The following is a 24859-nucleotide window of genomic DNA, read 5'->3' as shown; positions in this document are numbered from 1 at the left end:
CACTTAGTAGGCTATAAGTAGCCTAACAGTCCTTCTTTTCATTCACTAACTGTTTATACTAATTAAAATCGTTGGGAAGACCAACCATATTTCTCAAGATCTAATATTTAGCTGTTTTAACTTTAGTTTTTTGTCCGACTGGCTAGACCAATAGACCGGGATCAGTCCCGATCCCTTTGACCTGATCCCTTTGAAGCGTAAGGTTACTGGCTGAGTGCTTCTGCTTGTTTAAGCTGGTTAAGCACCTCTAGAAAATCGTCTAATCCTTGAAATTGGGAATAGACAGACGCAAATCGAATATAGGCGACTTCGCTGATCCGCCTTAAATGATTCAGTACCAGTTGTCCAATTTCCACACTACTGACTTCCCGAGAGGCACGTTGCTGTACTTCAGATTCTACGGATAGGACCAAGTTTTCTAGAACCGATTCAGTGACACCGGACTTTTCACAGGCTTTGATGACTCCCTGAAGCAGCTTTTGCCGATCGAAGATCTCACGGTTCCCACTGCGTTTGATTACCGTGATTGGCACAACCTCGATCCGTTCATAGGTTGTGAAGCGATGACCACACTTCAAGCATTCTCGGCGGCGACGTACACTCTGTCCAGAGTCAGCCGATCGGGACTCTAACACTCGGTTCTCAAGGTGATGACACACTGGACAGCGCATAGGAAATTGACCCAAAACCCACAGGGTGCAAGAACAAGCAGAAATCGGTAGAGGTAAAACAGCCTAGGAGTCAATCACTCCAGAGCCAACTTCCCTTCATGATACCTATAGTGTGGGAAATGAAGCGATTTGTTTTTCCTTCGCTATCTGTAGTGCAAGCGTATTCCTAAACCTCAGCTTTTCAGGTATCCTGATCAAACCCTTGATCCAGAGAAGAATAGAAGAGAGACAATCTGCTTAAATTATTTTTCAGTGGATCATAGTACAAGAGAATTAGTTTGCCAGCTATTCTCCAGAAAGTTCAAAGCATCCGAGGGAAATTAACTCAGCAATTGCCTGTGGTCTTTCAAAAACTGTGGTTTTACAGATGGATTTCAGAATGACTTGTAAAGGCTGTCCTAGGCAATCAATCCCAGAATTTGCTTGGGGTCGCTTGAAAATACGATCGAGAAGTGGAGGATGTACTGTAGAACTACGGAAAAATAGCGCCTGTTGGTGATATTCGTCACTTAACTTTCAGGGAGTCGAGTTAGAAATTCACCTGAAGTGGGCAAGTTTGATTAAGCAGAACTTGGTTGGTAAACTACCTTGGAGCCACCAGTGGACAGAATTGATGTTTCCCTTAGTCAATGGCAAACCCTACGGGGCCTTGCTGATAATCAAAACATAGCTAGTCCCATCCGGCTACTATCTCAACGGTATGCAGAACGTTCTAGCATCCTTTCTGGTTGTTCAATCAGGGTGTTTCATAATCAAGTTCAACTAATGTCAACAGAAATGCCCTTGCAGCAGGAGCTTGGTGCATGGTAGCTCGTGATAGTAAAAAGCAGAAGCTCTTGGTTGTCGATGATGAACCTGACAATCTGGATTTGTTGTACCGGACGTTTCATCGAGAATTTAGGGTACTGCGGGCCGAGAATGGGCCAGATGCACTCAAAATCTTAGAAGAGGAAGGTGATATTGCAGTCATTATCTCTGACCAGCGCATGCCTCAAATGAGTGGTACAGAGTTCCTCAGTCTGACTGCACAAAAATACCCTGATATCATCCGCATCATTTTGACCGGTTATACGGATGTTGAGGATCTGGTTGAAGCCATTAACTCGGGTAAAGTTTTCAAATATGTCACTAAACCCTGGGATGATGAGCAACTAAAGCAGGTGGTTCGTCAGGCAGCGGACACCCATAATGTTCTGAAAGCTCGAACGGAGGAGCTTCGCCGCAATCTCCGCCGAGAGACGTTGCTGAATGCGATCACAAGTACGATTCGTAGTGCCTTAAGCTACCAGGAGTTACTGAAGACGATCGTTGGCGTTGTAGGACAGACCTTTGAGGTTAGCTATGGGGTTCTACGACCTTGCCAGAATGGCCAATTGGAGGAAGATGCTTTTGTTTACGATCGCCAGTTAGGTGCGGCAGAGGCGTCTTCAGAGGGAAATTTGCAGTCCTCGCTGCAAACGCAGGCTGTTTCAGGTCAGACGGTGTCGGGATTGCATCCCTTGGCTCGAACGGTGTGGCCCTTAGCAACGGTTGCAGTCATCCAGGATGTGGCAACTAGTCCCGTGATTGCTGAACAGCCAGACAGTTTGCACCAGGTCTATACCGATGCGGGAATTCAATCTAGCCTATTGGTTCCACTCATTTGCCAGCAGGAACTGATTGCTGTTCTTGCCTTGCACCAATGCGAATCGGGGCGGGGATGGCAGGAGAGTGAGGTTGAGTTAATCGCCATGGTGGCGGATCAAGCAGCCCTAGCCCTGTCCCAATCCCAAGCCTACGAACGGGTGCGGGCGCTGGCTAAGCGGGAAGCCCTACTCAACACGATTACAACGGCTATTCGATCGTCGTTGGATCCCCAGGAGATTTTTTCGGCGATTACTCAACAATTAGGGTTGGCGTTGCAGGTGGATGGTTGCGCGCTGTCGCTGTGGACCGCGGATGATCAGTACGTGCAATGTGTTGGTTTATACGAGTCAGGCTCTCAAGAGGTGCGCACCTTTGCGGAGGATGCAGATGCTCACTCACGGCTATTGCCTAAGTCCCAAGTGCCGATCGAAGGCAACCCGGTACTTCAGTACCTTCTGACCAATCAGCGGCCCGTTGTCCTGGAAGATCTGGCCCATTACCCAGAGATGCATGCCCCAGAATTTCGATCCCCTGCACGGGCGTTGCTGGTTTTGCCCCTGTTGGTGGATGGTCGCATTATTGGCAGTATTTCACTGCGCCAGAATCGTGAACCTCGCCTCTGGAAACAGTCGGAGATCCAACTGGTAAAGTCCGTTTCCGAACAGGCGGCGATCGCGGTGCAGCAGGCACGCTTGTATCAAACGACCCGTCAGCAAGCGGAAAAGCTGATGGAACTCGATCGGCAAAAAACCGAGTTTTTCCAAAATATTTCCCACGAGTTTCGGACTCCCTTGACGCTGATGGTGGGGCCGCTGGAGTCTGCGATCGCCCAGAAGCAAGGTCTGTCCTATGACCAAGCGGGCATTGCGCTGCGTAACTCTCGACGGTTGCTGCGCTTAGTCAATCAACTCTTGGATCTGCAACGCTTGGATGCTGGACGAATGCAGGCAACGTTCTGTCCTTGCGATCTGGCAGATTTTGTCCATCAGATTGTGGAAACCTTTCGCCCCTACTGCGAAAAGAAGGGCATCAGCCTTGTGACCCAACTCCAGCCCTGTTCTCTGATCTATCTGGACTTGGAGAAGTTTGACAAGGTGGTCTATAACCTGCTGTCCAATGCGATGAAGTTTACGCCAGCGGGGGGGACGATTTCGGTTAGCTTGCTGCACAATTCCCAGACCGATCGGGCAGTGCTGAAGGTGCGGGACACCGGTATTGGCATTCGGGAGGATCAAATTCCCCATCTCTTTGAACGGTTCCGGCAGGCGGAGGGATCGGTGAATCGGAGCTATGAAGGGACGGGACTCGGGTTGTCTCTGGTGAAAGAGTTGGTGGAAATGCATGGGGGAGAAATCCAGGTTTCCTCGGTCTATGGTCAAGGTAGTACCTTTGCGATCGCCCTCATTCTAGGGGCGGATCATTTACCAGCGAATCAAATTGTCAATGAACATGCGGAGGTGCAGGCGAGTCGGGCTGCGGTGGAGCTGGCTGATATTCAGGCCGAGTTGCAGGATCTTGAAGAGACTGAGGTCGAAGTCATTTCTTCAACTGTGGAACTGAATGGGCTACGGGTGTTGGTGGTGGATGATACCGCTGATCTGCGAACCTATGTCTCTGGGATCTTGCGGCAGCAGGGCTACCAGGTCTTTACTGCCCGTAATGGAGAAGAAGGATTCCAGTCGGCTCAGATGCATCGGCCCCATTTGATTGTGACGGATTTGATGATGCCGAAGGTCTCCGGTTTAGACATGATTCGCATGATCCGTTTGGATGATGAGTTGCGGGGGACTCCGGTGATTCTGCTAACGGCGAAGGCCGATGAAGATACCCGCCTGGAAGGGGTGGAACGGGGAGCTGATGCCTACCTGTCGAAGCCCTTTACCGATCGCCTCCTGTTGGCGGAGGTGCGGAACTTGCTGGCGCTGAAGGAAAAGGAACAGCGCATGGTGGAGCTGAACCAGTACTTAACGGAATCGGTGCTGAAGCGCTTCTTGCCCCAGAGCTTGGTGCAGCGGGCTGCGAAGGGTGAACTGACGCTGGATCTGCGGCCAGAACCGAGGATGGTGACGGTGTTGTTTAGCGATATCGTGGGCTTTACTCAACTGTCGAATACGTTGCGATCGCGGCGGGTGGCGGAATTGCTGAATGAGTATTTGGCGACCATGACCCGCGCGGTGTTTGAGAATGGCGGTACGGTGGATAAGTTTATGGGGGATGCGATCTTGGCGCTCTATGGTGCGCCGGAGGAGTTGACGCCGAATGAACAGGTGAAGCGGGCGATCGCGACCGCACGCCGGATGTATCAATCCTTGGATGAGTTGAATCAGAAGTGGGCAGAACAGGGCTTGCCAAACCTCAAGTTCCGTTGTGGGATTCACCAAGGCACGGCTGTAGTGGGGATGTTTGGCGGCAGTGAGCGATCGGACTATACGGCGATCGGCCCCAGCGTCAACATTGCGGCACGCTTGCAGGCGGCGGCGGATCCTGGACGTATTCTGGTCTCGGCGGCGGTGGCGGATTATCTGGAGGATGAGGAAATCATCAAGGGCATGCCACTGCAACTGAAGGGGATCGATGAAACGGTGTTGACCTTCTGGGTGGAGCCATTGCCGCACCTATCGCCCCAAATGGCCTAGAACGGGCTGGGGACGGCACACGTCCCCAGATCTGTTGCAATTTCGGTATCCAAAATTACGGCTTGGACAAGCTTCGTTACACTGGGAGTAGTCTTCCAGTATTTCGCTGTTTACTGTGCAATCTTCGACCCCTGCCGCTCTACCGTTTCGCCGCCGTCCGGAACCTGTTCAGTTCTGGTTAGCGGTGTTTTGTGGTTCTTTGGTGCTGCATTCGGGGCTATTGCTGGGGGTGCGGCGCTGGGGAGCGGATGTGTTGGCAGGCGGAGGGGCTGGGGACTCGATCGCGGTGGAACTGGTGGATGCTCCGACCCAGCCGACAACGCAGTCGGACTTTGTTGCCCCAAAGGGGAATCCAGAACAACCCCGATCGGGCTCTAGCGTGGCATCTCCCCCACCTGAAACGGCGTCGAATCCGGAACCACAGGTATCCCAACCGTCTTCTGAAGCCTCTGTGGATTCTGTGGATCCTAAGCAGCCGAAGGAGGAGAAGCCCATAACGCCGCAGACATCGCAATCGAAGCCGCCGAATTCAACGAAAAAAACGCAAGATCCCAAGACGCCAGCGACCCAGAAACCAAATCCTCAGAGGCCAAATTCTAAGCCGAGTACAGCCAAGCCTGCGGGGGAGCAGCCTAAGGGAGGCAAGCCGAATGGGAAACCGAGTTCCGGGGATCCCAAGATACCGGCAACGGGCGATAGTCCTGGGGGAGGGAAGAATAACGGGGATGGCCCGCCCAATGTCCCTAAGGGGCAGTTTGAGGTTGCTGTGGGAACCGCAGGCTTAGCACCCAAGAGTGGCAATGATCCCAGCTTAGGCAATCCGGGGCTGAAGATTCTGCAAATTCAGCAGGGGACAGAAATTGTTCTGGCACCAACGATCCAGCGGGGGCAGACCTTACCGACGATCGTGAAGGTGGAAGTGAGTCCAATTCAAGGGGGGCAGCCGGGGTCGATCGTATCCGTGGAGGTGCAACCGGAGAGTCCGGCGATTCAATCGGGGATTTTGGGGCAGGAGGCGTTGCAGGATCTGGCAGAAAAGGTGTTGAAGGGGGCAACCTGTGAGGTGATCTCGGATCCCAATGCCACCTACAGTCCCGCGAATAAGCCGTCTACAATTTGGCTGGTGACGGTAAATCTCAAAGTTCTCTAGACATTACAAAAAGTTGTGCTAAGATAACAAAAGTCTGCGGGCATAGTTTAGTGGTAAAACCATAGCCTTCCAAGCTATTGATCCGGGTTCGATTCCCGGTGCCCGCTTTTAAGAGAATCTTTTAGCTATTATTCACATGCAGTTACTTGTGTGGTGGCTGACAAGTTTTGATGAATGGGTTCAGGAAAATATCTGGATTAGGTGTATCTATCCGTAATTTTGGCAGTTAGAATCATTGGCAAAAGGATAATCAAGCGATCGCGCCAAGATTCTAAGTAATAGTTATTGCAGATTTTCTATGACAAAGCGGTTACTTAAATTTCACCTAGATGATGGAACACCTTATTTTTTTGAAGTGGAGGATGTTTCATCGGGAACTGGTACTGGGCCTTCTTTATCTGGACGGTCTGCCAAAGATTTGGCTGTGGAAGCTAGCAAAACCTTAGATGAAGCGCTGCGCGTGGTGCAACCCGTGACTAAGCAGGTGGTCGATCGCTTGCGTTCCGGGCTGACGAAGGATGCCAATGAAGTCGAGGTCAAATTTGGGCTGAAGCTGACGGCGGGGACGGATGTGATTTTTGCCTCTGTTGGTGGAGAAGTGAACTTTGAAGTGACCTTGAAGTGGAAGCAAGACTGAGGTCTTCAGTGTACGAGTGGATAGGGATTGATGGACGATCAGGCGTTGCTGGATCAGGCGTTTGTTAGGATTTATGGAGACGATGGGGCGATCGTTGGGGCCGGTTTTTTGGTTGCACCGGGCTACATTGTCACCTGTGCCCATGTGGTGAATGATGCGTTGAGGCGCGATCGAACAGAGCGTAAGAAACCAGAAGTTTGCCAAGAAATCAGCGTGGACTTCCCATTAGCGCCACGGTCACCGATCGTTTCCTGTTCTTCCGTGCAAACCCGAGTGCTGGGATGGGCACCCATCGATTGCTATACAGCCTTTCAAGATATTGCAGTTCTGGAGCCGATCTCGAATATTCCTGTCCAAGCTCGTCCAATTCCCGTAGAGCTGCATTGTGCAAGCTCGCGATTGATGCTGAAGGGGTTTCCGGAGGGATATAACGATTCTGCGATCTCTCCGGAGGTTGTTGTTGTAGGCAAAACTGCACGGGAGTTATGGCAGCTTCATGATCAAGCCCAAGCGGGTGTATTACTACAGCCTGGTTTTAGTGGTGCGCCTGTGTGGGATAGGGAGCAACAAGCTGCTGTGGGGATGCTAGTGCTTACGGCACCTGATCAAGACTTTGCACAGATGATCTCTGCTTCAGTGTTGCAGTATGTGTTTTGGATTGTGATATTACATTGTGGGTTGGATGTAACCCAAACTGCTACTAAAAAAATCATTGAGCAAGCTTATTACTATGCAATGCCTGAAAACTGGATACGATCGGAAGGGGACTGGTCTTTTGATCAGCTGCTGCTAGAACTTGGAGATACTGTTGATTCTGAGATTGTATTATCAAAGTTTTCTGCGTATCTCTTAGCGTTTTCAGAATTTTCTGATGATGCGTTAAGAAAACAATTTCAGAATTGGTGTAATCAATATTTAGAAAATTTTGATGGAATTTATCAACAAGCTGTCAAGGATGTTGCACAGCAGTCTGAACAAAGGCGATCTCGGGAACAGGGGGAGATTGAAGCTCACTTGCTGGTGCTGATTCAACCAGTGGCGGATAGGTATCAAGTCAGTGCTTGGCGAATTCCTGATTTCAAGTTCTATGATGTTAGGAACTGTGAAGGGTTTGATCTATGGCGGCAAACGGAGGAGGCCATTAAGCGACATCAAATTGCCGATGTGTTTTGTCGATGGATGCAGGAAAGCTCGGTTGATTTGAGTCATACGCTGATTGAATTTTGTGTTCCGTTGGATTTGTTGGATGAGCCGATCGATCGCTGGGAAGTTGAAGATGAATTTGGTATTTCGCTGCCCTTGGAAGCAGAATATCGAGTTGTGCTGCGAAGTCTTGAGCGAACGATGGGCTATGCTAAACGGGATGACTGGCTACAGTATTGGCAAAATAAAGATTTGCAAGCCAATTACCAAGCTTCTGAGGTTTTAGTAGAGGGCTGTCTGGATGTGAAGGCGCTCTTTGCCTCGTTAAATATCTGTCAGCCCAAGGCGGCGATGCCTTTGGGGTTTCGACTGTCTGACTGTCCCGATCGTGTTGGGAAGGGGAGTGTTTTTGCGTTGCTGCTGCGGACGGGCCATCCGATCGCGGTATGGCTGCGGGAGAGCATCCCTGAGGTAGACTGTCGTCAGGAATTAGAGGCGATTTTGCGAACCCCTGTGAAGACCTTGCCATTGGCGATTCAACAAGCTCGGAGTGCTGCTTTAAAGAGTGGTGCCAACTGCTCGATCGGTCGTCATATTGGCATTCTTTGGGAAAACCCCCATCTGCTACCCCCGATCGAGGATGACAGTGCAAATTTAAGTAATCGGAGCTTGGGATGATGAGTAACTGGCACATTTTTACGGGAAGCGGGGAACCTGATCCGCAGCGAATTGAACAGTTACCGCCGCCACCCAGTTGGCGTCAGTTTCATCAGCCCGATCGGGAGGAGCCTCAAATTTCGCCTCGGAAGCGGCGTGGGATGACCTTTAAGGCGAGAAAACCGGAAATTGATGCGGTGAATGCAGCTTTATATCTTCGCCGTCCGCTGTTGATTACGGGTAAGCCGGGAACAGGGAAAACCTCGTTGGCCTATCGGGTGGCTTATGAGTTGGGGTTGGGGGAGGTGCTGGAGTGGCCGATTACGACCCGATCGATGCTGAAGGATGGGTTGTATCGCTATGATGCGATCGGGCGTGCCCAGGAGCAGGGGGGCAGTTTGAAAAATATTGGTGATTATATCCAGCTAGGCCCTTTGGGAACGGCGTTGATGCCCTGCGATCGACCGCGAGTGTTGTTGATTGATGAGATTGATAAAAGTGATATTGACTTGCCCAATGACTTGCTCAATATCTTTGAAGAAGGGCGGTTTGAGATTCCTGAGTTGGCCAGAATTAAGGATAAGGAAATTGATGGAGAGTCGATGCAGCACGTTAGGGTGACAACGGCCTATAGTGATGCAACGGAGCCAACGTTTGAGCACGATCGCACCTACGAAGTCCCCAATGGTATTGTTCGTTGTACGGCGTTTCCGTTAGTGATTATGACCAGTAATGGGGAGCGTGATTTTCCGGCTCCGTTTTTGCGGCGGTGTTTGCGGCTGACGATGCAGACGCATGGCGAAAGGGAATTGCATGAAATTGTGCAGCGGCATTTGGGGGATCAGATCGATGCAGACAAGGTGTCAGCGCTGATCCAGGAGTTTGTGAGGAAACGCGATCGGGAGCAGAAGGAATTAGCGACCGATCAGTTGCTGAATGCGGTTTATCTGACGACGGCGGAACGGGCACCGGAGGGAGAGACGAAGGAAACATTGATTCAGTTGTTGCTGAGTGCGTTGAATGAGTAGGAAACGATGAGTCTTTCTGAGTCGCCATCCCTAGTCCAGCAGTTGACCCAGGTTTTGTTGGGGACGGTTTGGGATGGGGATGCGTTGGCGGCGGCGGAAAGTCTTTGGCTGGTTGATCAGATTGCAAAGGCGGAAGTTGTAGTTTCTGAAGCGTTTCAGGAAATGGCAGAGGCGGAAAAGCCGTTGAATGATGATCCTCCGGAACCAGAGCCTTTACCGTCAAACTCTACGCAGGAGGTAATGCCATCCTCGCCGATCGCGGAGGCCGTTTTGCCGTCTGGGAATGCGGAGAATGAGCCATCGATCGAGGAGAGTGAGGACGAGGATACATCACGACCCTCTCCGTCACCGCCCCCTGCGCCCCCTGAACGCAAGCAGACCGTGGGGAGTGGTCGCGATTCGATTCCCATTATTGTTCCGTCGGCTCCTGCGTTGCGGAATGCGTTGGAGTTGTCGCGCGCTTTGCGGGTGTTGAAACGTCTGATCGCGTCGATGCATCAACAGGCGATCGATGAGGAGGCGACGGCTTGTCGGATGATTGAAAGTCGGGTGGCGAATCAGGTGTTTTATGGGCCGGTGATGGTGCCTGCGCTGGAGCGGTGGTTGGAAGTGGATGTGGTGGTTGAGGAGTCGAAATCGACGTTTTTGTGGCGGGATTTGATTGATGAGTTTCGGCGGTTGCTGGAGCGGGAAGGGGCGTTTCGCAATGTGCGGACGTGGCAGTTGAAGGCGCTGTCTGGGGGGGAGGCGTTGTCTGGGGCGGAGGATGGTGCTCTGGATGAGGGGATACAGCGGCGCTGGGGGTTGCAGGCGTGGGGTGGGCAGGCGACGCAGTGCAATCGACCGAAGTCGCTAGTAGATCGGACGGGGCGACGCTTGATTTTGCTGGTGAGTGATTGTGTTTCGCCGGTTTGGTATGGGGGGGAGATTTTGCCGCTGTTGCAAGCGTGGGGGAAACAACAACCGATCGCGCTGGTTCAGCTATTGCCGGAGAATTTATGGCCCAGGACGGCGCTGAAGGTGGGGATGGGGGTGCAGGTGCGGAGGCCGCAGCCGGGTGGGGATTTGGAGGTTGTGGGGACGGAATGGTGCGATCGGGCGGGGGACGATGGGCTGGGGCGGAATGTGGTGAAGTTGCCGGTGATGGCGTTGGAACCGTATTTGATGAAGCGCTGGGCCAGGATGTTGGCGGGGGTGGGGAATCAGGCTGCGATGGGGGTTGTGTTTGATGGGGTGGTGCGGGGCCAGGAGGGGCCGTTGGCTGGGAGTGGGGATGAAGAGGAGAATGAGGCTGAGCGGGCGGCGTTGTTGGTGCGGCGTTTTTTCTTGATGGCGTCTCCGTTGGCGAAGCGGTTGGTGCAGTTGATGGCGGCGGCTCCGGTGAGTTTGTCGGTGGTGTATTTGATTCAGGAGACGATGCTGCGGGAGTCGTGGCAGGTGCATGCGGCGGAAGTGTTTATGAGTGGGTTGATTCGGGCGGTTCCGGGGAGTGAGCCACTGGAGTATGAGTTTGTGCCGGGGGTACGATCGGAGCTTGCGAAAATGGTGCGGGTTTCGGAGTCGTTGTTGGTTTTGGATCGGTTGTCGGAGTATTTTGCGAGTCGGGCGGGGCTGGCGGTGAAGGGGTTCCAGGCGTTGCTGGTGAGGCGGGAGTTTGATGGGGCGGTGCGGCAGGCAGAGTTGTTGCCGTTGTTGCGGGTGATGCCGGAGGTGTTGTCTCGGTTGGGGAAGGATTATGTGGATTGGGCGGAGCAGGCGGCGAATGTGCTTCAGGTGGTGAGCACGGCGACGGAGATTGATGCTGAGGCTGGCTTTCTAGCGGGGTTGCTCGATTTTGAGTTTGAAATCGCGGAATATGTTGAGGAATCCAGCACGACTGAACCGGAGATTCAGACGTTTGAATTTGAGTTGTTGACGTTCCAACAGGGTGAGGCGGCGGAACTGGAGGACGTTCCAGATCCGTTGGCGGAGTTGAATTGGCGGCGCTTTACGTTTAAAGTGGCGACTGTAGATCGACAAAAGCATATTACGACTCGTCCAGCGGCTGCTTGGGAATATGTTGAAACTATTCAAGTCAATCGTCTGAGTAAAGGCAGCGGTATGACTGTCGAGATGGAAATGGTGGCGATTCCTGAGGGGCAGTTTCTGATGGGAAGCCATGAATATGATGAACAGCCGGTTCATCCAGTTAAGGTTGCGCCCTTTTTGATGGGGAAATACCCGGTAACGCAGGCGCAGTGGCGCTTTGTAGCAAAGATGGAATCCGTAGATCGTAAGCTAAATCCCGACCCTGCCAGATTCAAAGGTGATAATCGACCTGTAGAACAGGTTTCCTGGCATGATGCTATGGAATTTTGTGCGCGGTTGTCGCGATATACGGGGAGAGAATATCGGTTACCGACGGAGGCGGAGTGGGAATATGCCTGTCGAGCAGGAACACGGACGCGATATCACTGTGGAGATGAGATTGCGAATGAACTAGCGAACTATGGTCGTGCAAATTCAGGGACAACTGCGGTGGGACAGTTTTCCTATGCCAATGAATTTGGTTTGTTTGATCTGCATGGAAATGTGTGGGAATGGTGCTTGGATAACTGGCATTGGAATTACAGAGGTGCTCCTGGTAATGGCTCTGCTTGGCTTGATCCAGAGTCTTTCGAGAATGCTCAACGAATTTTGCGTGGCGGCTCCTGGAGCGACGATCCTAGGCTTTGTTGCTCTACCTCCCGCTTTGGATTCGATGCCGACGACCGCTACATCAACTTCGGTTTTCGAGTGATTTCCTGCGCGTAGCTTGCTTTCCGAAGTGTAGCTTTTTTGTAGCTCTTTACTGCGTTTTCCCTTTACCCTCGCGCGAAGCGCGTGCAATCTTTGAATCCTATGGCTGCAATTACACAACTGATGGATTTTACTTTGGGGTTTGCGGAGGCCGATCGACCTTGGGCGGAATGGATTGCCTGGGTACTGGAAGCTGAAGGCTATACGGTGGAATTGCCCCAGGGTGGAGTGGCAGGTGAGCTTCGTCCTGCGGGGCAACATCTGATCATAGTTTATTCTCAAAGGTTTTTGCAGTCAGAATCATCTGACTGGCTGGAATTGCAGGAACGTTTTTTATCCAGTTCAGAACACAGGGTCTTACCGATCGTGGTTGAATCCTGTGATGTGAGTGCTGTTGCTGGAGCCGTATTTCCAGTCAATCTGGTGGATTGCGATCGCACCACTGCTAAGCAATGGATTTTAGAAGTAGTTCAGGTGCAGCCCCTTCCATTCCAGCCACCCCCAAAGCCCCCCTTCCGCAAGCCTCAACCGCCCTTTCCAGGCAAATCCCAGCAGCAAGGCTGGATTCAGATAAGGGAACGACAGACAGCCCAAGGGTATATTGAAAAGCTGGGAGATGCCCTGACCCTGGAAATGGTGCAGATTCCTGGGGGCAGTTTTATGATGGGGCAAACCGAGGCGGAAAAGGCACAGTTCATAAGTGTATTGGATGAAGAGGGCTACCAGAATTACTATGCCTGTGAGTTGCCTCAGCATTCAGTAACAGTTCCCTCCTTTTTCATGGGACGGTATCCAGTGACACAGGCGCAGTGGCAGTTTGTGGCGGGGTTGGAACTTGTTGATCGTGAGCTAAACCCTGACCCTGCCAACTTCAAAGGCGACAATCGCCCTGTCGAGCAGATTGCTTGGCATGACGCGATCGAATTCTGTGGGCGACTTTCCCGCTATACAAACCGAGAATACAGCCTCCCTAGCGAAGCCCAATGGGAATATGCTTGTCGTGCGGGGACAACGACGCCTTTTCATTTTGGAGAGACGATTGATTCATCAATTGCAAACTATGATGGGAAGTACGCTTATGGACGGGGGCACAAAGGCATATCCCGACGGCAAACCACTACAGTAGGTTTATTCAAGGTTGCAAATGCTTTTGGCTTATATGATATGCATGGAAATGTGTGGGAATGGTGTTTTGATCACTGGCATGAGAGCTATCAGGGGGCTCCGACCGATAGTTTTCCATGGATAGATGTAGGTGGTTCTGAGAGTACTCCTAGGATGTTGCGTGGTGGTTCCTGGGATGATTTTCCGGGATATTGCCGCTCTGCTGCGCGTTCTAGGGCCAGGGCTGACTACCGTATCACTGATATCGGTTTTCGAGTGATTTCCCACGCGCAGACTCTTTCGTAGTCCCTACTGACTGATTAGGCAACTAATTTACGTATGGCTCTAGTCCTCCAACGTCGCTCCGGCACTGCCAAATACTTCACCCAGGCGCTTCCCCAAGGGCCAGGAATCGATATGGTTTACATTTCCGGTGGCAGCTTCCTGATGGGTTCCCCAGACACCGAGGAAGGTCACCAAGAGTGCGAAAGTCCCCAACATACCGTCACAGTTCCCGCCTTCTTTATGGGCAAATATCCCATCACCCAAGCCCAATGGAAAGCCGTAGCCGATCATCTTCCCCAGATCCATCGCAAGCTCAGTCCCAAACCCTCCTACTTTGAAGGCAATCACTATCCTGTTGAAAGCGTCTCCTGGCACGACGCGATTGAATTCTGTGCGCGACTTTCCAAATACAGCGATCGGGAATATAGTCTCCCCAGCGAAGCGCAATGGGAATATGCCTGTCGTGCTGGAACCACAACGCCCTTTCATTTCGGAGAGACGATCGGTTCCGATATTGCCAATTACCGAGCCCAGGATTGGAAATTGGGTGAGACAACCTATTCCGGTAAGTATGGCCAAGGTCAACTAGGCGAATTTCGTAACAAAACCACCCCGGTTGGTTCGTTCAAGATTGCGAATGCATTTGGTTTGTACGATATGCATGGGAATGTTTGGGAATGGTGCTTAGATTACTGGCATGAAACCTATGAAGGTGCTCCAGTGAATGGCTCTGCCTGGTGTAATTCAGAGGCTTCAGAGAATGCTCCACGAGTGCTGCGCGGTGGCTCCTGGTTCGACCTTCCCAGGCATTGTCGCTCTGCTTCTCGCATTAGGTACGATGCCGTCGACCGCAACCTCGATATCGGTTTTCGGGTTATCTCCCACGCAGGGACTCTTTTGTAGCCCTCTACTCTCTTAACCCTTTCACTCTCTACTCTTCTTTCCCTTTCCCCTCGCGCGCAGCGCGTCGAAATTTTTTTCAGGACTCCCAGAGATCGGCTGACGGCTTGCAGAGTCGATCGACCGTACCTGGTTCAAATGGGAAAAAATAATGTGGTTGAACGGCAAGGGGCCGATTGGTGACAGAGAATAGTGCAGGATCAGTAAGTTGAAAAAATCGTCGATCGCGCATCTTTGATCCCCCCTAGCCCCCCTTAATAAAGGGGGAACCGGAAAAATATATTCAAAGGCTCCCCTTTTATGGGAAGAACTAGAACCTCAAAGTCCCCCTTATTAAGGGGGATTTAGAGGGATCGAATTTATGGGAAGAACTAGAACTTCAAAGTCCCCCTTATTAAGGGGGATTTAGAGGGATCGAATTTATGGGAAGAACTAGAACTTCAAAGTCCCCCTTATTAAGGGGGATTTAGGGGGATCGAAGACCCGCGATCGACGAAGCATAGTGATTTGCTCCCTCGATCGGAGGACTGGCCCCCATGAGCCGAGATGCCTTGATTGTTGGTATTAACACCTATCAACAGTTGCAGCCCCTGCAAGCCCCTGCCGTTGATGCAGAAGCGATCGCCCAACGCTTGGAACAATTGGGAGGGTTCCGTGTCCTGCGATTGCCGGAATTCCTGGATCCCTTTGAGGACGATGCGCGGCGGATTGCCCACAATGCAGAGGTGACCCTAGAGCAATTGGAATCGGCCCTCGTCCGCTTGTTCAAACCCACGGGTAAACATGTGCCGGAGACTGCACTGCTCTTCTTTTCCGGCCATGGCTTACGTAAAGATCGGGGCATTCAGGAGGGTTTCCTGGCCACGAGTGATGTCAATCCGGCGGCGGGTAACTGGGGCTTGTCGTTGCAATGGTTACGGCGACTGTTGCAGGAAAGTGAGGTGCGGCAGCAGGTGATCTGGTTGGATTGCTGCTACAGCGGGGAATTGCTCAATTTTGACGAGGTGGATCCGGGCGATCGAGGTCGGGGCCGCGATCGCTGTTTTATTTCCGCCTCCCGCGAGTACGAGGTCGCCTTTGAATCCACAACGGGGCAGTACAGCTTGCTGACGGAGGCGCTGCTGACGGGCTTGGATCCCGCTAGTCGTGCCGATGGCGTCATCACCAATTTCAGTTTGACGGAATTTATCCAGCAATCCCCTGCCCTGCGATCGGCTCCCCAGCAACCGCTGTTTGCCAATTCCGGCGGCAAAATTTTGCTGATTGGCCGATCGCAGCGAACCCCCTCCCAGACAAGATTTGGGGTCTGTCCCTACCGGGGCTTGGCCTATTTTGATTGCAATGACGATGATCCCCAGTATTTCCATGGCCGCACGGCCCTCACCGATGCCCTGCTGGAAAAACTCCGGGAAGGTAACTTTCTGGCGGTGCTGGGGGCTTCTGGTAGCGGCAAGTCTTCGGTGCTGCGGGCAGGCTTGGTGCATCAACTGCAATTGGGCCAGCGGCTCTCGGGCAGTCAGAACTGGACGATTCACCTGGTGCGGCCAGGGGAGCATCCTTTGCAAAGTTTGGCCTTGGCCTTGGTACAACCCGATGCCTCGCCGATCGATCGGGCGACCCAACTGGCGAAAATTGAGCAATTGCTCAGTACCGGCGCGATCGGGTTAGCCCAGTTAGCCCAGGCTACGCCCCACCGTTTAGTTTTGGTGATCGATCAGTTAGAAGAAGTTTTTACAGTGTGTCAGGATGACCTGGAACGTCAACAGTTTTTTGCCTGTTTGCTGGGGGCTTTGGCCCAGGCTAGTCAGAAGCTGTGCTTAGTGGTGGGAATGCGGGCCGACTTTTTTAGCAAATGTCTGGAGCAGGACTACAGCGGCTTGGCCCAGAAAATTCAGGCGAATTTGGTGACGGTCAGTCCCATGGTGGCGGAGGAATTACAACAGGCCATTATTGAGCCTGCCCGTCAGGTGGGATTGGAAGTGGAGCAGGAATTGGTAACGCAAATTCTGACGGATGTGAAACAGTCACCGGGAAGTTTGCCATTGCTGCAATATACGCTAACGGAATTGTGGAAACAACGATCGGTGAATTGGTTAACGTTAGCTAGCTACAATCAGTTGGGGGGCGTCCAGGGAACTTTGCAACAACGGGCTGATGCGGTCTATACAGCCCTGTCGGCGGAGGAACAGGCGATCGCGAAACATATTTTCCTGGCCTTGACGCAACTGGGGGAGGGTACGGAAGATACTCGGCGGCAGGTGATCAAGCAGGATTTGCTGACTCCGACCTATGCAGCCGACGCGGTCGATCGGGTGATTGGTAAACTGGCGGGTGAACGACTGATTGTGACGGCGCAGTTACTGGCCAAGGGTGGAGCGGGCGATCGGGTGGATGTGGTGGATGTGGCCCATGAAGCGTTAATTCGCCATTGGCCCCAGTTACGGCAGTGGATTGAGGATAATCGCCTGTTACTGAAACAACAGCGGGATCTGGAAGCGGCGGCGGCTCTCTGGCGCGATCGGGGTAAGCCGAAGGATGTGGCCTATCTGTTACAGGGACGCAAATTGCAGGAGGCGGAAAGTTTTGTGGCAACGACTGGGACAACGGTTTCGTTATCTGTTTTGGCACAGGAGTTACTGCGATCGAGCCAACGGGTAAGGCAATGGTCACGTATCCGGCTGGGTGGAAGTTTGGCGGCAGGGTTGCTGATTCTGTTAACTGCCGGGGGATTGACCTGGTATCAACAAAGCCAACGTCGCTTTGCGGAAATTATTCGGGATACTTCTCTGAATCGGGTGCGTCCGGAACTCCTGCCGATCGCCGCTGAGTTGCAACAGGAAGCCGATCGCTTGGCTGCTAACGGTAAGGTCGATGATGCCCTGACCAACTATCGGGTGATTCTCACGTTCACTCAGTTACTGCAAGCCAAAGCCGCTCAGAGTGGTACTCAGATTGATCAAAAGTTGCTACAGAAAACGACTGCCGATGCTGAAACGGCTCTGCTGCGCTTGATTCGGGAACAACGCTTGCCTCAGTTGGCCAAAGAGCTAAGCCAGCAGAAATTCGGTACTCGTAAATTAACTTATGATCTACGGGACTTTGAACAGCGCTATTCTCCCGGTGCCCTCAGAACGACCTATCTTCTCTTGAATCGGGAACTGGGAGCTAAGGCAGATTGGAATGATGATGGGCAGATTAATACGAAAGCGGAAGCCGATCGAATGCCTTGCGAACTGTTAAAGGACATTGAAGAATTATGGCGAAAGGCAACCAAAGGTTACTGTGGCTGGTATAGTCAGACGAAAGCGACCTATGATGCCTACGATGCTCCTGCTTGTCGTCCGCTCCAGAAGCAAACCCTAACCGAGCGAATCTTTAATGACCCGTATGACTCCGTTGTGGAGCGGTTGAATTCCTGCAAAATCTCACCTAAGTCATTAGAACCCTAAACCATCGAGGAGTGCTGTCATGGTAAAAGGAAGGATTGGGACACAATCGGGAGAGATTCAATTTAACAAGGGATCAAAGGTCAATATACCAAAACCTAACGAACTCGACTCTAACACATCATTAATCTGTTCCAATGGTGCATCGGCATCCATTTACTTGTTCGGGCAGAACAAGAGTAGCACCCGCTGTAAAATTCAACTATCTGGAAAAGCCAAGCGCAGTACCTATACCTGTCCCTGTCAGGTTACAAACGGATTGACCATTGCCGCTTGGCTCGGTCCGCCGCCAGGGAGCAAGAAGTCCCTCCAGAAAATGGGCTGTGATTCTCTGGTGGTTCATATTCAGAACGATAGTACAGGTAAACTCTTTGTTCCCTTAGTGGATTCTAGTGGGGGAGAGGCTCCGGCAGCGGTACCGTTGGCATCCTCCAAGCCACCCTCAGCGCAAGATCTGGCCATTCAAAATCTAGTGGCTCGCAAGATTATGACAGGCTACCCAGACGGGGATCCCCGCCCGAACGAATCCGTCACCCGAGCCCAATTTGCCTCACTGGTGTCTGCGGCGAATTTGTATTGGCAAAGACCCCTCGTCAATCCCCCTCGCCAATTTAACGATATTGCCAATCACTGGGCCAAGGATGCTATTGCCCGTGCCGCGCGCCTGAACTTTCTATCGGGCTATCCAGATGGGCGATTTGGGCCAGAAGACCGCATTCCCCGGCAACAGGCGATCGCTGCTCTGGTAGGCGGATTGGGGTTACCCATTCCCAGTGATACGCAAGGTGTCCTCAATAAGCGCTATCAAGATGCTAACCAAATTGATAATTGGGCCAGGGCTAACATTGCCGCTGCGGTTCAGGCGGGTTTGCTGAACGACACCGGCACTGATCTTGACAGTCCCCGACTCAGCCCCAAACAAGCAGCTACGCGGGGTGAAACCGCCAGCTTGATTGCCAAGTCCTTCGACCTTCCGGCTCTCACAGCGGACAGAGATGTGTTTGGACAGCCCGATCCTGATCCGAACGAACCAGCCTATCGGGGGCCTGAGGTGCGTATTTCTCCACAAACTACGGATGTCACCCTAGTGCAGGTGGATGCCTCGGAAGAATCGGGAACCATTGAGGTCAACAGTCTGACAGGTCTCGTCAAGGTGACGGCTCAAGCCAGCCCCAATGCTGTGCCTATGATTGCGTATCTACAAGCGGGGCAACGGTTCCGCTATGAGATCCGAGATGAAATTCAACCTGACAAGAAGACAGTTAGCCGTTACGAAGGATTCAAAACGGTGATTGAGCAGAAAGATCGCCGATCGATCATTGAATCGCCAGAAATGCAATCCTTTCTGGATGACTGGGTGCCGGAGGCGGAAGCGCTCCCCAGAGCAGAGTACGAAAAGCTGTTTAACGATCGCCTCCTGACTCGGGATCCCAAGAATTCTCTGAATGCCGCGATCGTCCAAGCCATGAAAGATTTGGGCAAGTTTAGCACCCTGCCCTTCATCGCCCCCACAGAACCAGGAAAACCTCCCGCACAACCGGGTGAGAATTCCTGCGGGTGGGCGGTCAATCAGGTGCTGGCTCAGGCGCGCATTGAGAGCCTCGATACCTACGTTCCCAGGGTAAGGAAGCTGCTCGATGGTGAGCCGGGAAAAACAGATTCACGGGGAACCAAGATTGACCCCAAACAAGCGCAAGCAGGCGATATTGTAATTGCTCCCCCAGAGTTAAAAAATGGGAAGATTGTGCCTGATAGTGAGCCACACATGGGAGTTTGTATCTCACCCACCACTGTCCGTTCTGCCTCTAAATCTCAGCCCAATCGTCCATTCGGTTGGGAGACCAACCTTAACTTTGATGGTTATTTTGGAACCACACCCAGCACCATTTATCGTCTCAAGTCCTAAGGAACGGCACTATGGCATTTAAACCAGACGATGTGTTAGAGGGTGCGCGTTGCATTCGGCCCTACCTACCGGATTTATTGGGCGCAGCGGCGGCGGAGTGCGATCGTCAACTGGCCGATCTACTTGCCCAGGCCCAGCAAGGGCAGGCGGTGGATGGGCAAATCCTCACCCTATTGAAAAGTCACCCTAAAACGCTGCAATGGCTTAAGGAATTCCTGGCAGCTAAGGCAAATAGTAAAGGCTATGAACCGCTACCGGGCAGCAGTGGCGCGATCGCGGCCCAGAAATATGTCTGTCCCCAGGGCGATTATGTTTGGTATCAGCGATCGGCGGGTATTCCGGTGCCCACCTGTCCGACCCACGGTGAACTGCAACCGTTTGGAGAATCGCGATCGTAATGCCGACAAAATTTCTGGAAGGGATTGGTAATAAACTAGTTGAGCAATGGGTCGCGAACTTGCTCACCCCAGCATTTATTTTTTGGTTGGGGGGCTTCGTGGCCTGGTTGCAGAAGTTTGGTTGGACGGGGTGGCAGCAGTGGTTTGCCCAACTGGTGGAGCCGCTTCAGTTGGCGGTTCTCTTTGCCAGTTTGCTGCTGGTGGCCACCTCGGCCTTTGCCATTCAGCGTTTGGATCTGGTCGTCTTGCGCTGGTTTGAAGGCTATTGGCCCACCTGGATGAATCCCATTAAACAAGAGTTACTCAACCGACAAAAACGAAGATTGCAACGCTTAGATCAACGCTGGCAGGAATTGGCTGCGAAACGGGATCAAACGGGGCAATTAACGGCTGGGGAAATGGATGAGTTTGTGCAGATTGATTGGCAGTTGCGTCAGGTGCCCGCCCAGCCCGATCGCGTCATGCCCACGAAACTGGGAAATCTTCTGCGATCGGCGGAAAGTCATCCCAGTGATAAGTATGGTTTGGATGCAATTATTTGCTGGCCTCGCTTGTGGCTGGTGCTGCCCGACGGGGTGAAAAAGGAACTTCAGGAGGCCCGATCGGATTTGAATACCGCCGCGCGGGTTTGGCTCTGGGGGGTGTTGTTTGCGGTGTGGTCGATTTGGGCCTGGTGGGTTTTGCCGATCGCGCTGCTCGTGACGCTATTTGCCCACCACTGGATGTTGAATGCGGCTGCGACCTATGGGGATTTGCTGGAGTCCGCCTTTGATCTCCATCGCTTTGAGCTGTATAAAGCCCTACATTGGCCCCTGCCGACGAATCCAGCGGAGGAGCAACAATTGGGTCGCCAACTCACGGAATATCTGTGGCGCGGCAGTCATCGGGATACGCCTCAATTTACCTGACCAACATGCATGAAAAAAAGCGTGACGTTTTGCGGAGGCGATTACCTGAGGGGCTGTGCTAGCGTGGAACGGTCGGTCAAGCTGTGGTTGTTGATAAGCCATGGATCAGCAGATTCTTACGCTTCAAAGGCAAAGTTCAAACGATGGGTTTACGCCAGACACGGGGACGGCTCCGGTGGGGGGAATGGCAGGGGGCTTGTTGATCCTGGGGGCGATCGGGGTGGCCTGTTTGTGGGCTAGTCGGAGATCGGCGGGGCGGGGTTCATCCCCAGCATCCCGTCAGGCGTTGCATTGGGTGGCGCAGGGCAAGGCATTGGAACGATCGCAGCAGTACGAAGCGGCGATCGCGGCCTATGATGCGGGGTTGCAGGAACATCCTCAGGATTATCGGCTCTGGCATGAGCGGGGGTTGGCCTTGGCGAAGTTGCAACGGTTTGAGGCGGCGATCGAGAGCTACGATCGGGCCTATGAGATTTGTCCGCAGCAGTCGAATTTGGCCCATGAGCGGGGGGATGCGCTGTTGGAATTGGGGCGCTATGAGGAGGCGATCGCGTCCTTTGATATCTGTCTGCGTTATGGGGAGGATGGGCATATTTTGACCGATCGGGCCTATGCGCTGATGCAGTTGGGGCGGCATGGAGCGGCGTTGCCGGTGTTGCAGCGGGTGTTGCAGCAGGCGCAATCGGGGCGATCGATCGATCCTGAAACGCTGAGTCGGGCCCATTACTACCAAATTGAGGTGTTGTGCGAGTTGCAGCAGTGGCAGTCGGCATGGCAGTCGGCGTTGACTGCGGTGAGTCGGTATCCTGACCCGTATTTTAAGAGACAGTTTGAACAAATTCAGCAGCAGTTGGCGCGGGCATAGGGGGGCGGGGCGGCTAGAATGGAAGGAAAGTTGTAAAGTTTTGTATTGGCCATGGTGACTTCCCAGATGGTTCAGGAGCAAGGGCAAACAGCGCAAATTCCAGCGGCGGCAAGTTCTGCTAATTCGATGAGTTCTGCAACTTCGCAGACAGATACGGCTCCAGCGGAGAAGGTTCTCTGCCCCCATTGTTTGCGGACAGCGACGAATGGCATTAAATGTCAGGGGATTTGTGTGGCGGATAGTAATTACTAGCGCAGTTGAGAGAATGGTTGCTAGGGATGAATGAAGTTTTCCCACATAGTTAATGAAACAAGAATTGCAAATTTAAACAACTAATTTAAACAACTGGAATTCAGGAATCGTTGGGGGCTCACCAGCAAGGTTGCAACCATCCCACTCCTGGTAAATGGATCCGCCAAAAAATCCTTAAAAGAAGAATAGTTGGGAAGAGGGAGAATCCCCGACTTTTGGGCATTCTGGTTATGATGAATCCAGTCTGTTCGGGGTCACACCATGCGCGATCGTATTGAACAACTCAATCACAATTTGCATCAGGTTATTGTCGGTAAGACTGAGTCGATTCGGCTGGTGTTGGTTGCGTTGCTGTCCGGTGGCCATGTTTTGCTAGAAGATGTGCCGGGGGTGGGAAAAACGCTGTTGGCGAAGTCCTTGGCAAAGTCGATCGAGGGGAAGTTTCAGCGGTTGCAATGTACCCCGGATTTGATGCCGACGGATGTGACAGGAACCAGCATCTGGAATCCGAAGACTGGAGAATTTGAATTTTTGCCGGGGCCGGTGTTTGCCAATGTGTTGCTGGCGGATGAAATCAACCGTGCGACGCCTAGAACCCAATCGGCCCTGCTGGAGGTAATGGAAGAGCACCAAGTGACGATCGATGGGGTGTCGCGTCCGGTGCCCGATCCGTTCTTTGTCATTGCCACCCAGAACCCGGTGGAATACCAAGGTACCTTTCCGCTGCCGGAAGCGCAGATGGATCGCTTTGCCCTATCGCTTTCCTTGGGCTATCCCAGTGAGTCTGAGGAATTGCTGATGATCCAGCGGCTCCAGAATGCCCAAAACCAACCGGCCTTACAGCCCTGCATTACCCTAGCGGAGGTGCAAGCGCTGCAAGCCCAATGTCGGCAAGTGCAGGTGGAAGCTTCACTCCAGCAATATATTTTGAATCTCGTGCGAGCCACCCGCGCGGATGAGGATGTACTGCTGGGGATCAGTCCTCGGGGAACCGTTGCGCTGGTGCGGGCGGTGCAAGCGTTTGCCTTTTTGGAAGATCGGGACTACGCTCTTCCCGATGATGTGAAGTTCCTTGCGCCCTACGTGCTGGCTCACCGCATGATTGCGGCTGGGGGGCGTCGATCGCGGGCGATCGTGGAACGGTTGTTACGAACGGTGGCGATCGCTTAGATCGGGTGCGGTATAGCAGTACGTTAGACAGCGCGTCATCCCTATCGCTGGACGGTTGATCGTTCAATTTCTAGGGGTGCTGCAATTTGTCAATTCGTATTTTTACGGAAACAATCGCGTCGCGGAGAAGTCATGGGAAATAACGACTGCGCGATCCTGCTAGGGAGGGATCTGGCTGATTAGTGCTTCTGCGGAGCAATCCGATTAATCTTTGTCAAAATTTTAATAATTGCAGGCAAACTTTACGGATTTTTCTCAGATGGTCGTGAAAAGTGAGAAGAAGCCCGATTGATTTCAGGGAAATCACGGAAAGTCTAATGAATTGTTGCACTCAAAAATTGTTACACTCACGAAATAAATTGATTCTCCGAATAATTTGAACAAGTAACTAGGCAATCTCAGGCTCTATCTTATTTCTATCGATCTACCAATTTTTCTCAGGGCGCACTCATCTGCTAGCAACACGATCGTAGTGATTGGTTTGATCCGATCGATCGTGGGGGATTGTGTTGGCGGCTAGGCTGCTATGCCAAAAGCGATCCGGCAACGTTCATTCAACTGAGAAATTGCGGAGATAAGTAATGTATTGTTGGCAAAAACTCTGCCTATCTGTTGTAGGCATGACAATAGCTTCTTTGGCTGTAAGTTTTCCGGCAACAGCAGTGACCCTCACCTTTGATGATGGTGTACTCAGTACCCCTTTCCAAAATCCTGGGATCTTTATCCCGGAAGGATATGGGGGATTCAATTGGAACACCATGGCTGTTGTAGATGGAGGCTCGATTCCGAGTTCTGGTTACAATAATGCGATTGTCTCCGGTGATAATGTTGCCTACAACAGTGGCGGTACGGCAGCCCAAATTTTTCGTGTCGATCGGGGTACATTTACCTTTAACAGTGCCTACTTTACGGCTGCTTGGAATGATGGTTTGCAGATAGCTGTTCAAGGTTACTTGAATGGTCTGCTCAAATCAGAAATGACATTTCAGGTAGATACGGATGATCCTGTGCAACAAACATTTAACTTTATTGGAATTGATGAGCTTCGATTCTACTCCTTCGGCGGTATACAAAATCCTAAACTAAGTCTTTCAGGAACGCAGTTTGCGATGGATGACTTTGTTTACAACGAACCCATTCCAGAACCCATTCCAACACCGATGCTGTTGCCTGGGGCGATCGTATGGGGATTGCAAGTCGTTCGTAAACAGCGACAAAAATAAATCGAATATCTGCTAACAATAAATTAAATACGTTCTAACGTTGGTTGATTCGGCGGTAGAACTTTATATTGCCAGA

The 24859-nt window shown here is 52.2% G+C and carries 17 protein-coding genes and 1 tRNA gene; 17 read left to right on the top strand and 1 reads right to left on the bottom strand.

All coding sequences use genetic code 11. From position 1 onward, the window contains the following. Window positions 1–203: 203 nt before the first annotated feature. A complete protein-coding gene (gene nrdR / locus H6G21_RS02865; protein WP_190570221.1) occupies window positions 204–671 on the bottom strand; it encodes a transcriptional regulator NrdR in 468 nt (155 codons plus the stop codon). 803 nt (window positions 672–1474) lie between these two features. On the opposite strand from nrdR, the gene H6G21_RS02860 reads away from it, so the two are divergent. The 17 genes from H6G21_RS02860 (at window position 1475) to H6G21_RS02780 (ending at window position 24783) form a co-directional block, all read left to right on the top strand. Next, the gene (locus H6G21_RS02860; RefSeq protein WP_190570218.1) at window positions 1475–4933 is read left to right on the top strand and encodes a response regulator; all 3459 of its coding nucleotides are present in this window, start codon (window positions 1475–1477) and stop codon (window positions 4931–4933) included. A 115-nt stretch (window positions 4934–5048) separates the two neighbouring features. Then, complete coding sequence (locus tag H6G21_RS02855; RefSeq protein WP_190570216.1) at window positions 5049–6083, top strand: hypothetical protein; 1035 nt, start codon at window positions 5049–5051, stop codon at window positions 6081–6083. A gap of 36 nt (window positions 6084–6119) precedes the next feature. Continuing rightward, window positions 6120–6190, top strand: a tRNA-Gly gene (locus H6G21_RS02850). Window positions 6191–6381: 191 nt separating this feature from the next. Then, entirely contained in the window at window positions 6382–6720 is a 339-nt protein-coding gene (locus H6G21_RS02845; RefSeq protein WP_190570214.1) for a CU044_2847 family protein, read from the top strand. 30 nt (window positions 6721–6750) lie between these two features. Continuing rightward, the gene (locus H6G21_RS02840; RefSeq protein ID WP_190570213.1) at window positions 6751–8541 is read left to right on the top strand and encodes a trypsin-like peptidase domain-containing protein; all 1791 of its coding nucleotides are present in this window, start codon (window positions 6751–6753) and stop codon (window positions 8539–8541) included. Then, complete coding sequence (locus H6G21_RS02835) at window positions 8541–9548, top strand: MoxR family ATPase (RefSeq protein WP_190570521.1); 1008 nt, start codon at window positions 8541–8543, stop codon at window positions 9546–9548. Before H6G21_RS02840 ends, H6G21_RS02835 begins: the two co-directional genes overlap by 1 nt. A gap of 6 nt (window positions 9549–9554) precedes the next feature. Then, complete coding sequence (locus H6G21_RS25570; protein WP_242041597.1) at window positions 9555–12341, top strand: formylglycine-generating enzyme family protein; 2787 nt, start codon at window positions 9555–9557, stop codon at window positions 12339–12341. Between the two features lie 87 nt (window positions 12342–12428). Next, window positions 12429–13736 (top strand): SUMF1/EgtB/PvdO family nonheme iron enzyme, encoded by a 1308-nt coding sequence (locus H6G21_RS02825; protein ID WP_190570212.1) that lies wholly within the window; start codon window positions 12429–12431, stop codon window positions 13734–13736. Window positions 13737–13769: 33 nt separating this feature from the next. Continuing rightward, window positions 13770–14618 (top strand): formylglycine-generating enzyme family protein, encoded by an 849-nt coding sequence (locus tag H6G21_RS02820; protein ID WP_190570210.1) that lies wholly within the window; start codon window positions 13770–13772, stop codon window positions 14616–14618. A 533-nt stretch (window positions 14619–15151) separates the two neighbouring features. Continuing rightward, window positions 15152–18064: a caspase family protein gene (locus H6G21_RS02815; RefSeq protein WP_190570208.1), complete on the top strand. Its 2913-nt coding sequence runs from the start codon at window positions 15152–15154 to the stop codon at window positions 18062–18064. A gap of 313 nt (window positions 18065–18377) precedes the next feature. Beyond that, window positions 18378–19967 carry an S-layer homology domain-containing protein gene (locus tag H6G21_RS02810; RefSeq protein ID WP_190570206.1) on the top strand — a complete coding sequence of 530 codons (1590 nt, stop codon included), beginning with the start codon at window positions 18378–18380 and terminating at the stop codon, window positions 19965–19967. An 11-nt stretch (window positions 19968–19978) separates the two neighbouring features. Continuing rightward, entirely contained in the window at window positions 19979–20365 is a 387-nt protein-coding gene (locus H6G21_RS02805) for a hypothetical protein (protein WP_190570204.1), read from the top strand. After that, window positions 20365–21273 carry a hypothetical protein gene (locus H6G21_RS02800; RefSeq protein ID WP_190570202.1) on the top strand — a complete coding sequence of 303 codons (909 nt, stop codon included), beginning with the start codon at window positions 20365–20367 and terminating at the stop codon, window positions 21271–21273. Before H6G21_RS02805 ends, H6G21_RS02800 begins: the two co-directional genes overlap by 1 nt. A gap of 100 nt (window positions 21274–21373) precedes the next feature. Further along, complete coding sequence (locus H6G21_RS02795; RefSeq protein WP_190570200.1) at window positions 21374–22138, top strand: tetratricopeptide repeat protein; 765 nt, start codon at window positions 21374–21376, stop codon at window positions 22136–22138. Between the two features lie 51 nt (window positions 22139–22189). After that, window positions 22190–22390, top strand: coding sequence for a hypothetical protein (locus tag H6G21_RS02790; RefSeq protein ID WP_190570543.1), 201 nt, complete (start codon window positions 22190–22192; stop codon window positions 22388–22390). Window positions 22391–22651: 261 nt separating this feature from the next. Beyond that, window positions 22652–23560: a MoxR family ATPase gene (locus H6G21_RS02785; RefSeq protein WP_190570198.1), complete on the top strand. Its 909-nt coding sequence runs from the start codon at window positions 22652–22654 to the stop codon at window positions 23558–23560. Between the two features lie 620 nt (window positions 23561–24180). After that, on the top strand, window positions 24181–24783 hold the full coding sequence (locus H6G21_RS02780) for a PEP-CTERM sorting domain-containing protein (protein ID WP_190570196.1): 603 nt from the start codon (window positions 24181–24183) through the stop codon (window positions 24781–24783). Window positions 24784–24859 lie beyond the last annotated feature (76 nt).

The organism is Alkalinema sp. FACHB-956 (assembly GCF_014697025.1).
Lineage (GTDB): Bacteria > Cyanobacteriota > Cyanobacteriia > Leptolyngbyales > Leptolyngbyaceae > Alkalinema.
This window is presented reverse-complemented; position numbering and strand designations above follow the sequence as displayed.

What these genes read in the sequence shown, in the direction of transcription:
- H6G21_RS02815 (WP_190570208.1), top strand. Translation starts at nt 15,152, where the DNA reads ATGAGCCGAGATGCCTTGATTGTTGGTATTAACACCTATCAACAGTTG.
- H6G21_RS02840 (WP_190570213.1), top strand. Translation starts at nt 6,751, where the DNA reads ATGGACGATCAGGCGTTGCTGGATCAGGCGTTTGTTAGGATTTATGGA.
- H6G21_RS02790 (WP_190570543.1), top strand. Translation starts at nt 22,190, where the DNA reads ATGGTGACTTCCCAGATGGTTCAGGAGCAAGGGCAAACAGCGCAAATT.
- nrdR (WP_190570221.1), bottom strand. Translation starts at nt 671, where the DNA reads ATGCGCTGTCCAGTGTGTCATCACCTTGAGAACCGAGTGTTAGAGTCC.
- H6G21_RS02795 (WP_190570200.1), top strand. Translation starts at nt 21,374, where the DNA reads ATGGATCAGCAGATTCTTACGCTTCAAAGGCAAAGTTCAAACGATGGG.
- H6G21_RS02860 (WP_190570218.1), top strand. Translation starts at nt 1,475, where the DNA reads ATGGTAGCTCGTGATAGTAAAAAGCAGAAGCTCTTGGTTGTCGATGAT.
- H6G21_RS02785 (WP_190570198.1), top strand. Translation starts at nt 22,652, where the DNA reads ATGCGCGATCGTATTGAACAACTCAATCACAATTTGCATCAGGTTATT.
- H6G21_RS02800 (WP_190570202.1), top strand. Translation starts at nt 20,365, where the DNA reads ATGCCGACAAAATTTCTGGAAGGGATTGGTAATAAACTAGTTGAGCAA.
- H6G21_RS02820 (WP_190570210.1), top strand. Translation starts at nt 13,770, where the DNA reads ATGGCTCTAGTCCTCCAACGTCGCTCCGGCACTGCCAAATACTTCACC.
- H6G21_RS02805 (WP_190570204.1), top strand. Translation starts at nt 19,979, where the DNA reads ATGGCATTTAAACCAGACGATGTGTTAGAGGGTGCGCGTTGCATTCGG.
- H6G21_RS02810 (WP_190570206.1), top strand. Translation starts at nt 18,378, where the DNA reads ATGGGCTGTGATTCTCTGGTGGTTCATATTCAGAACGATAGTACAGGT.
- H6G21_RS02780 (WP_190570196.1), top strand. Translation starts at nt 24,181, where the DNA reads ATGACAATAGCTTCTTTGGCTGTAAGTTTTCCGGCAACAGCAGTGACC.
- H6G21_RS02825 (WP_190570212.1), top strand. Translation starts at nt 12,429, where the DNA reads ATGGCTGCAATTACACAACTGATGGATTTTACTTTGGGGTTTGCGGAG.
- H6G21_RS25570 (WP_242041597.1), top strand. Translation starts at nt 9,555, where the DNA reads ATGAGTCTTTCTGAGTCGCCATCCCTAGTCCAGCAGTTGACCCAGGTT.
- H6G21_RS02835 (WP_190570521.1), top strand. Translation starts at nt 8,541, where the DNA reads ATGAGTAACTGGCACATTTTTACGGGAAGCGGGGAACCTGATCCGCAG.
- H6G21_RS02845 (WP_190570214.1), top strand. Translation starts at nt 6,382, where the DNA reads ATGACAAAGCGGTTACTTAAATTTCACCTAGATGATGGAACACCTTAT.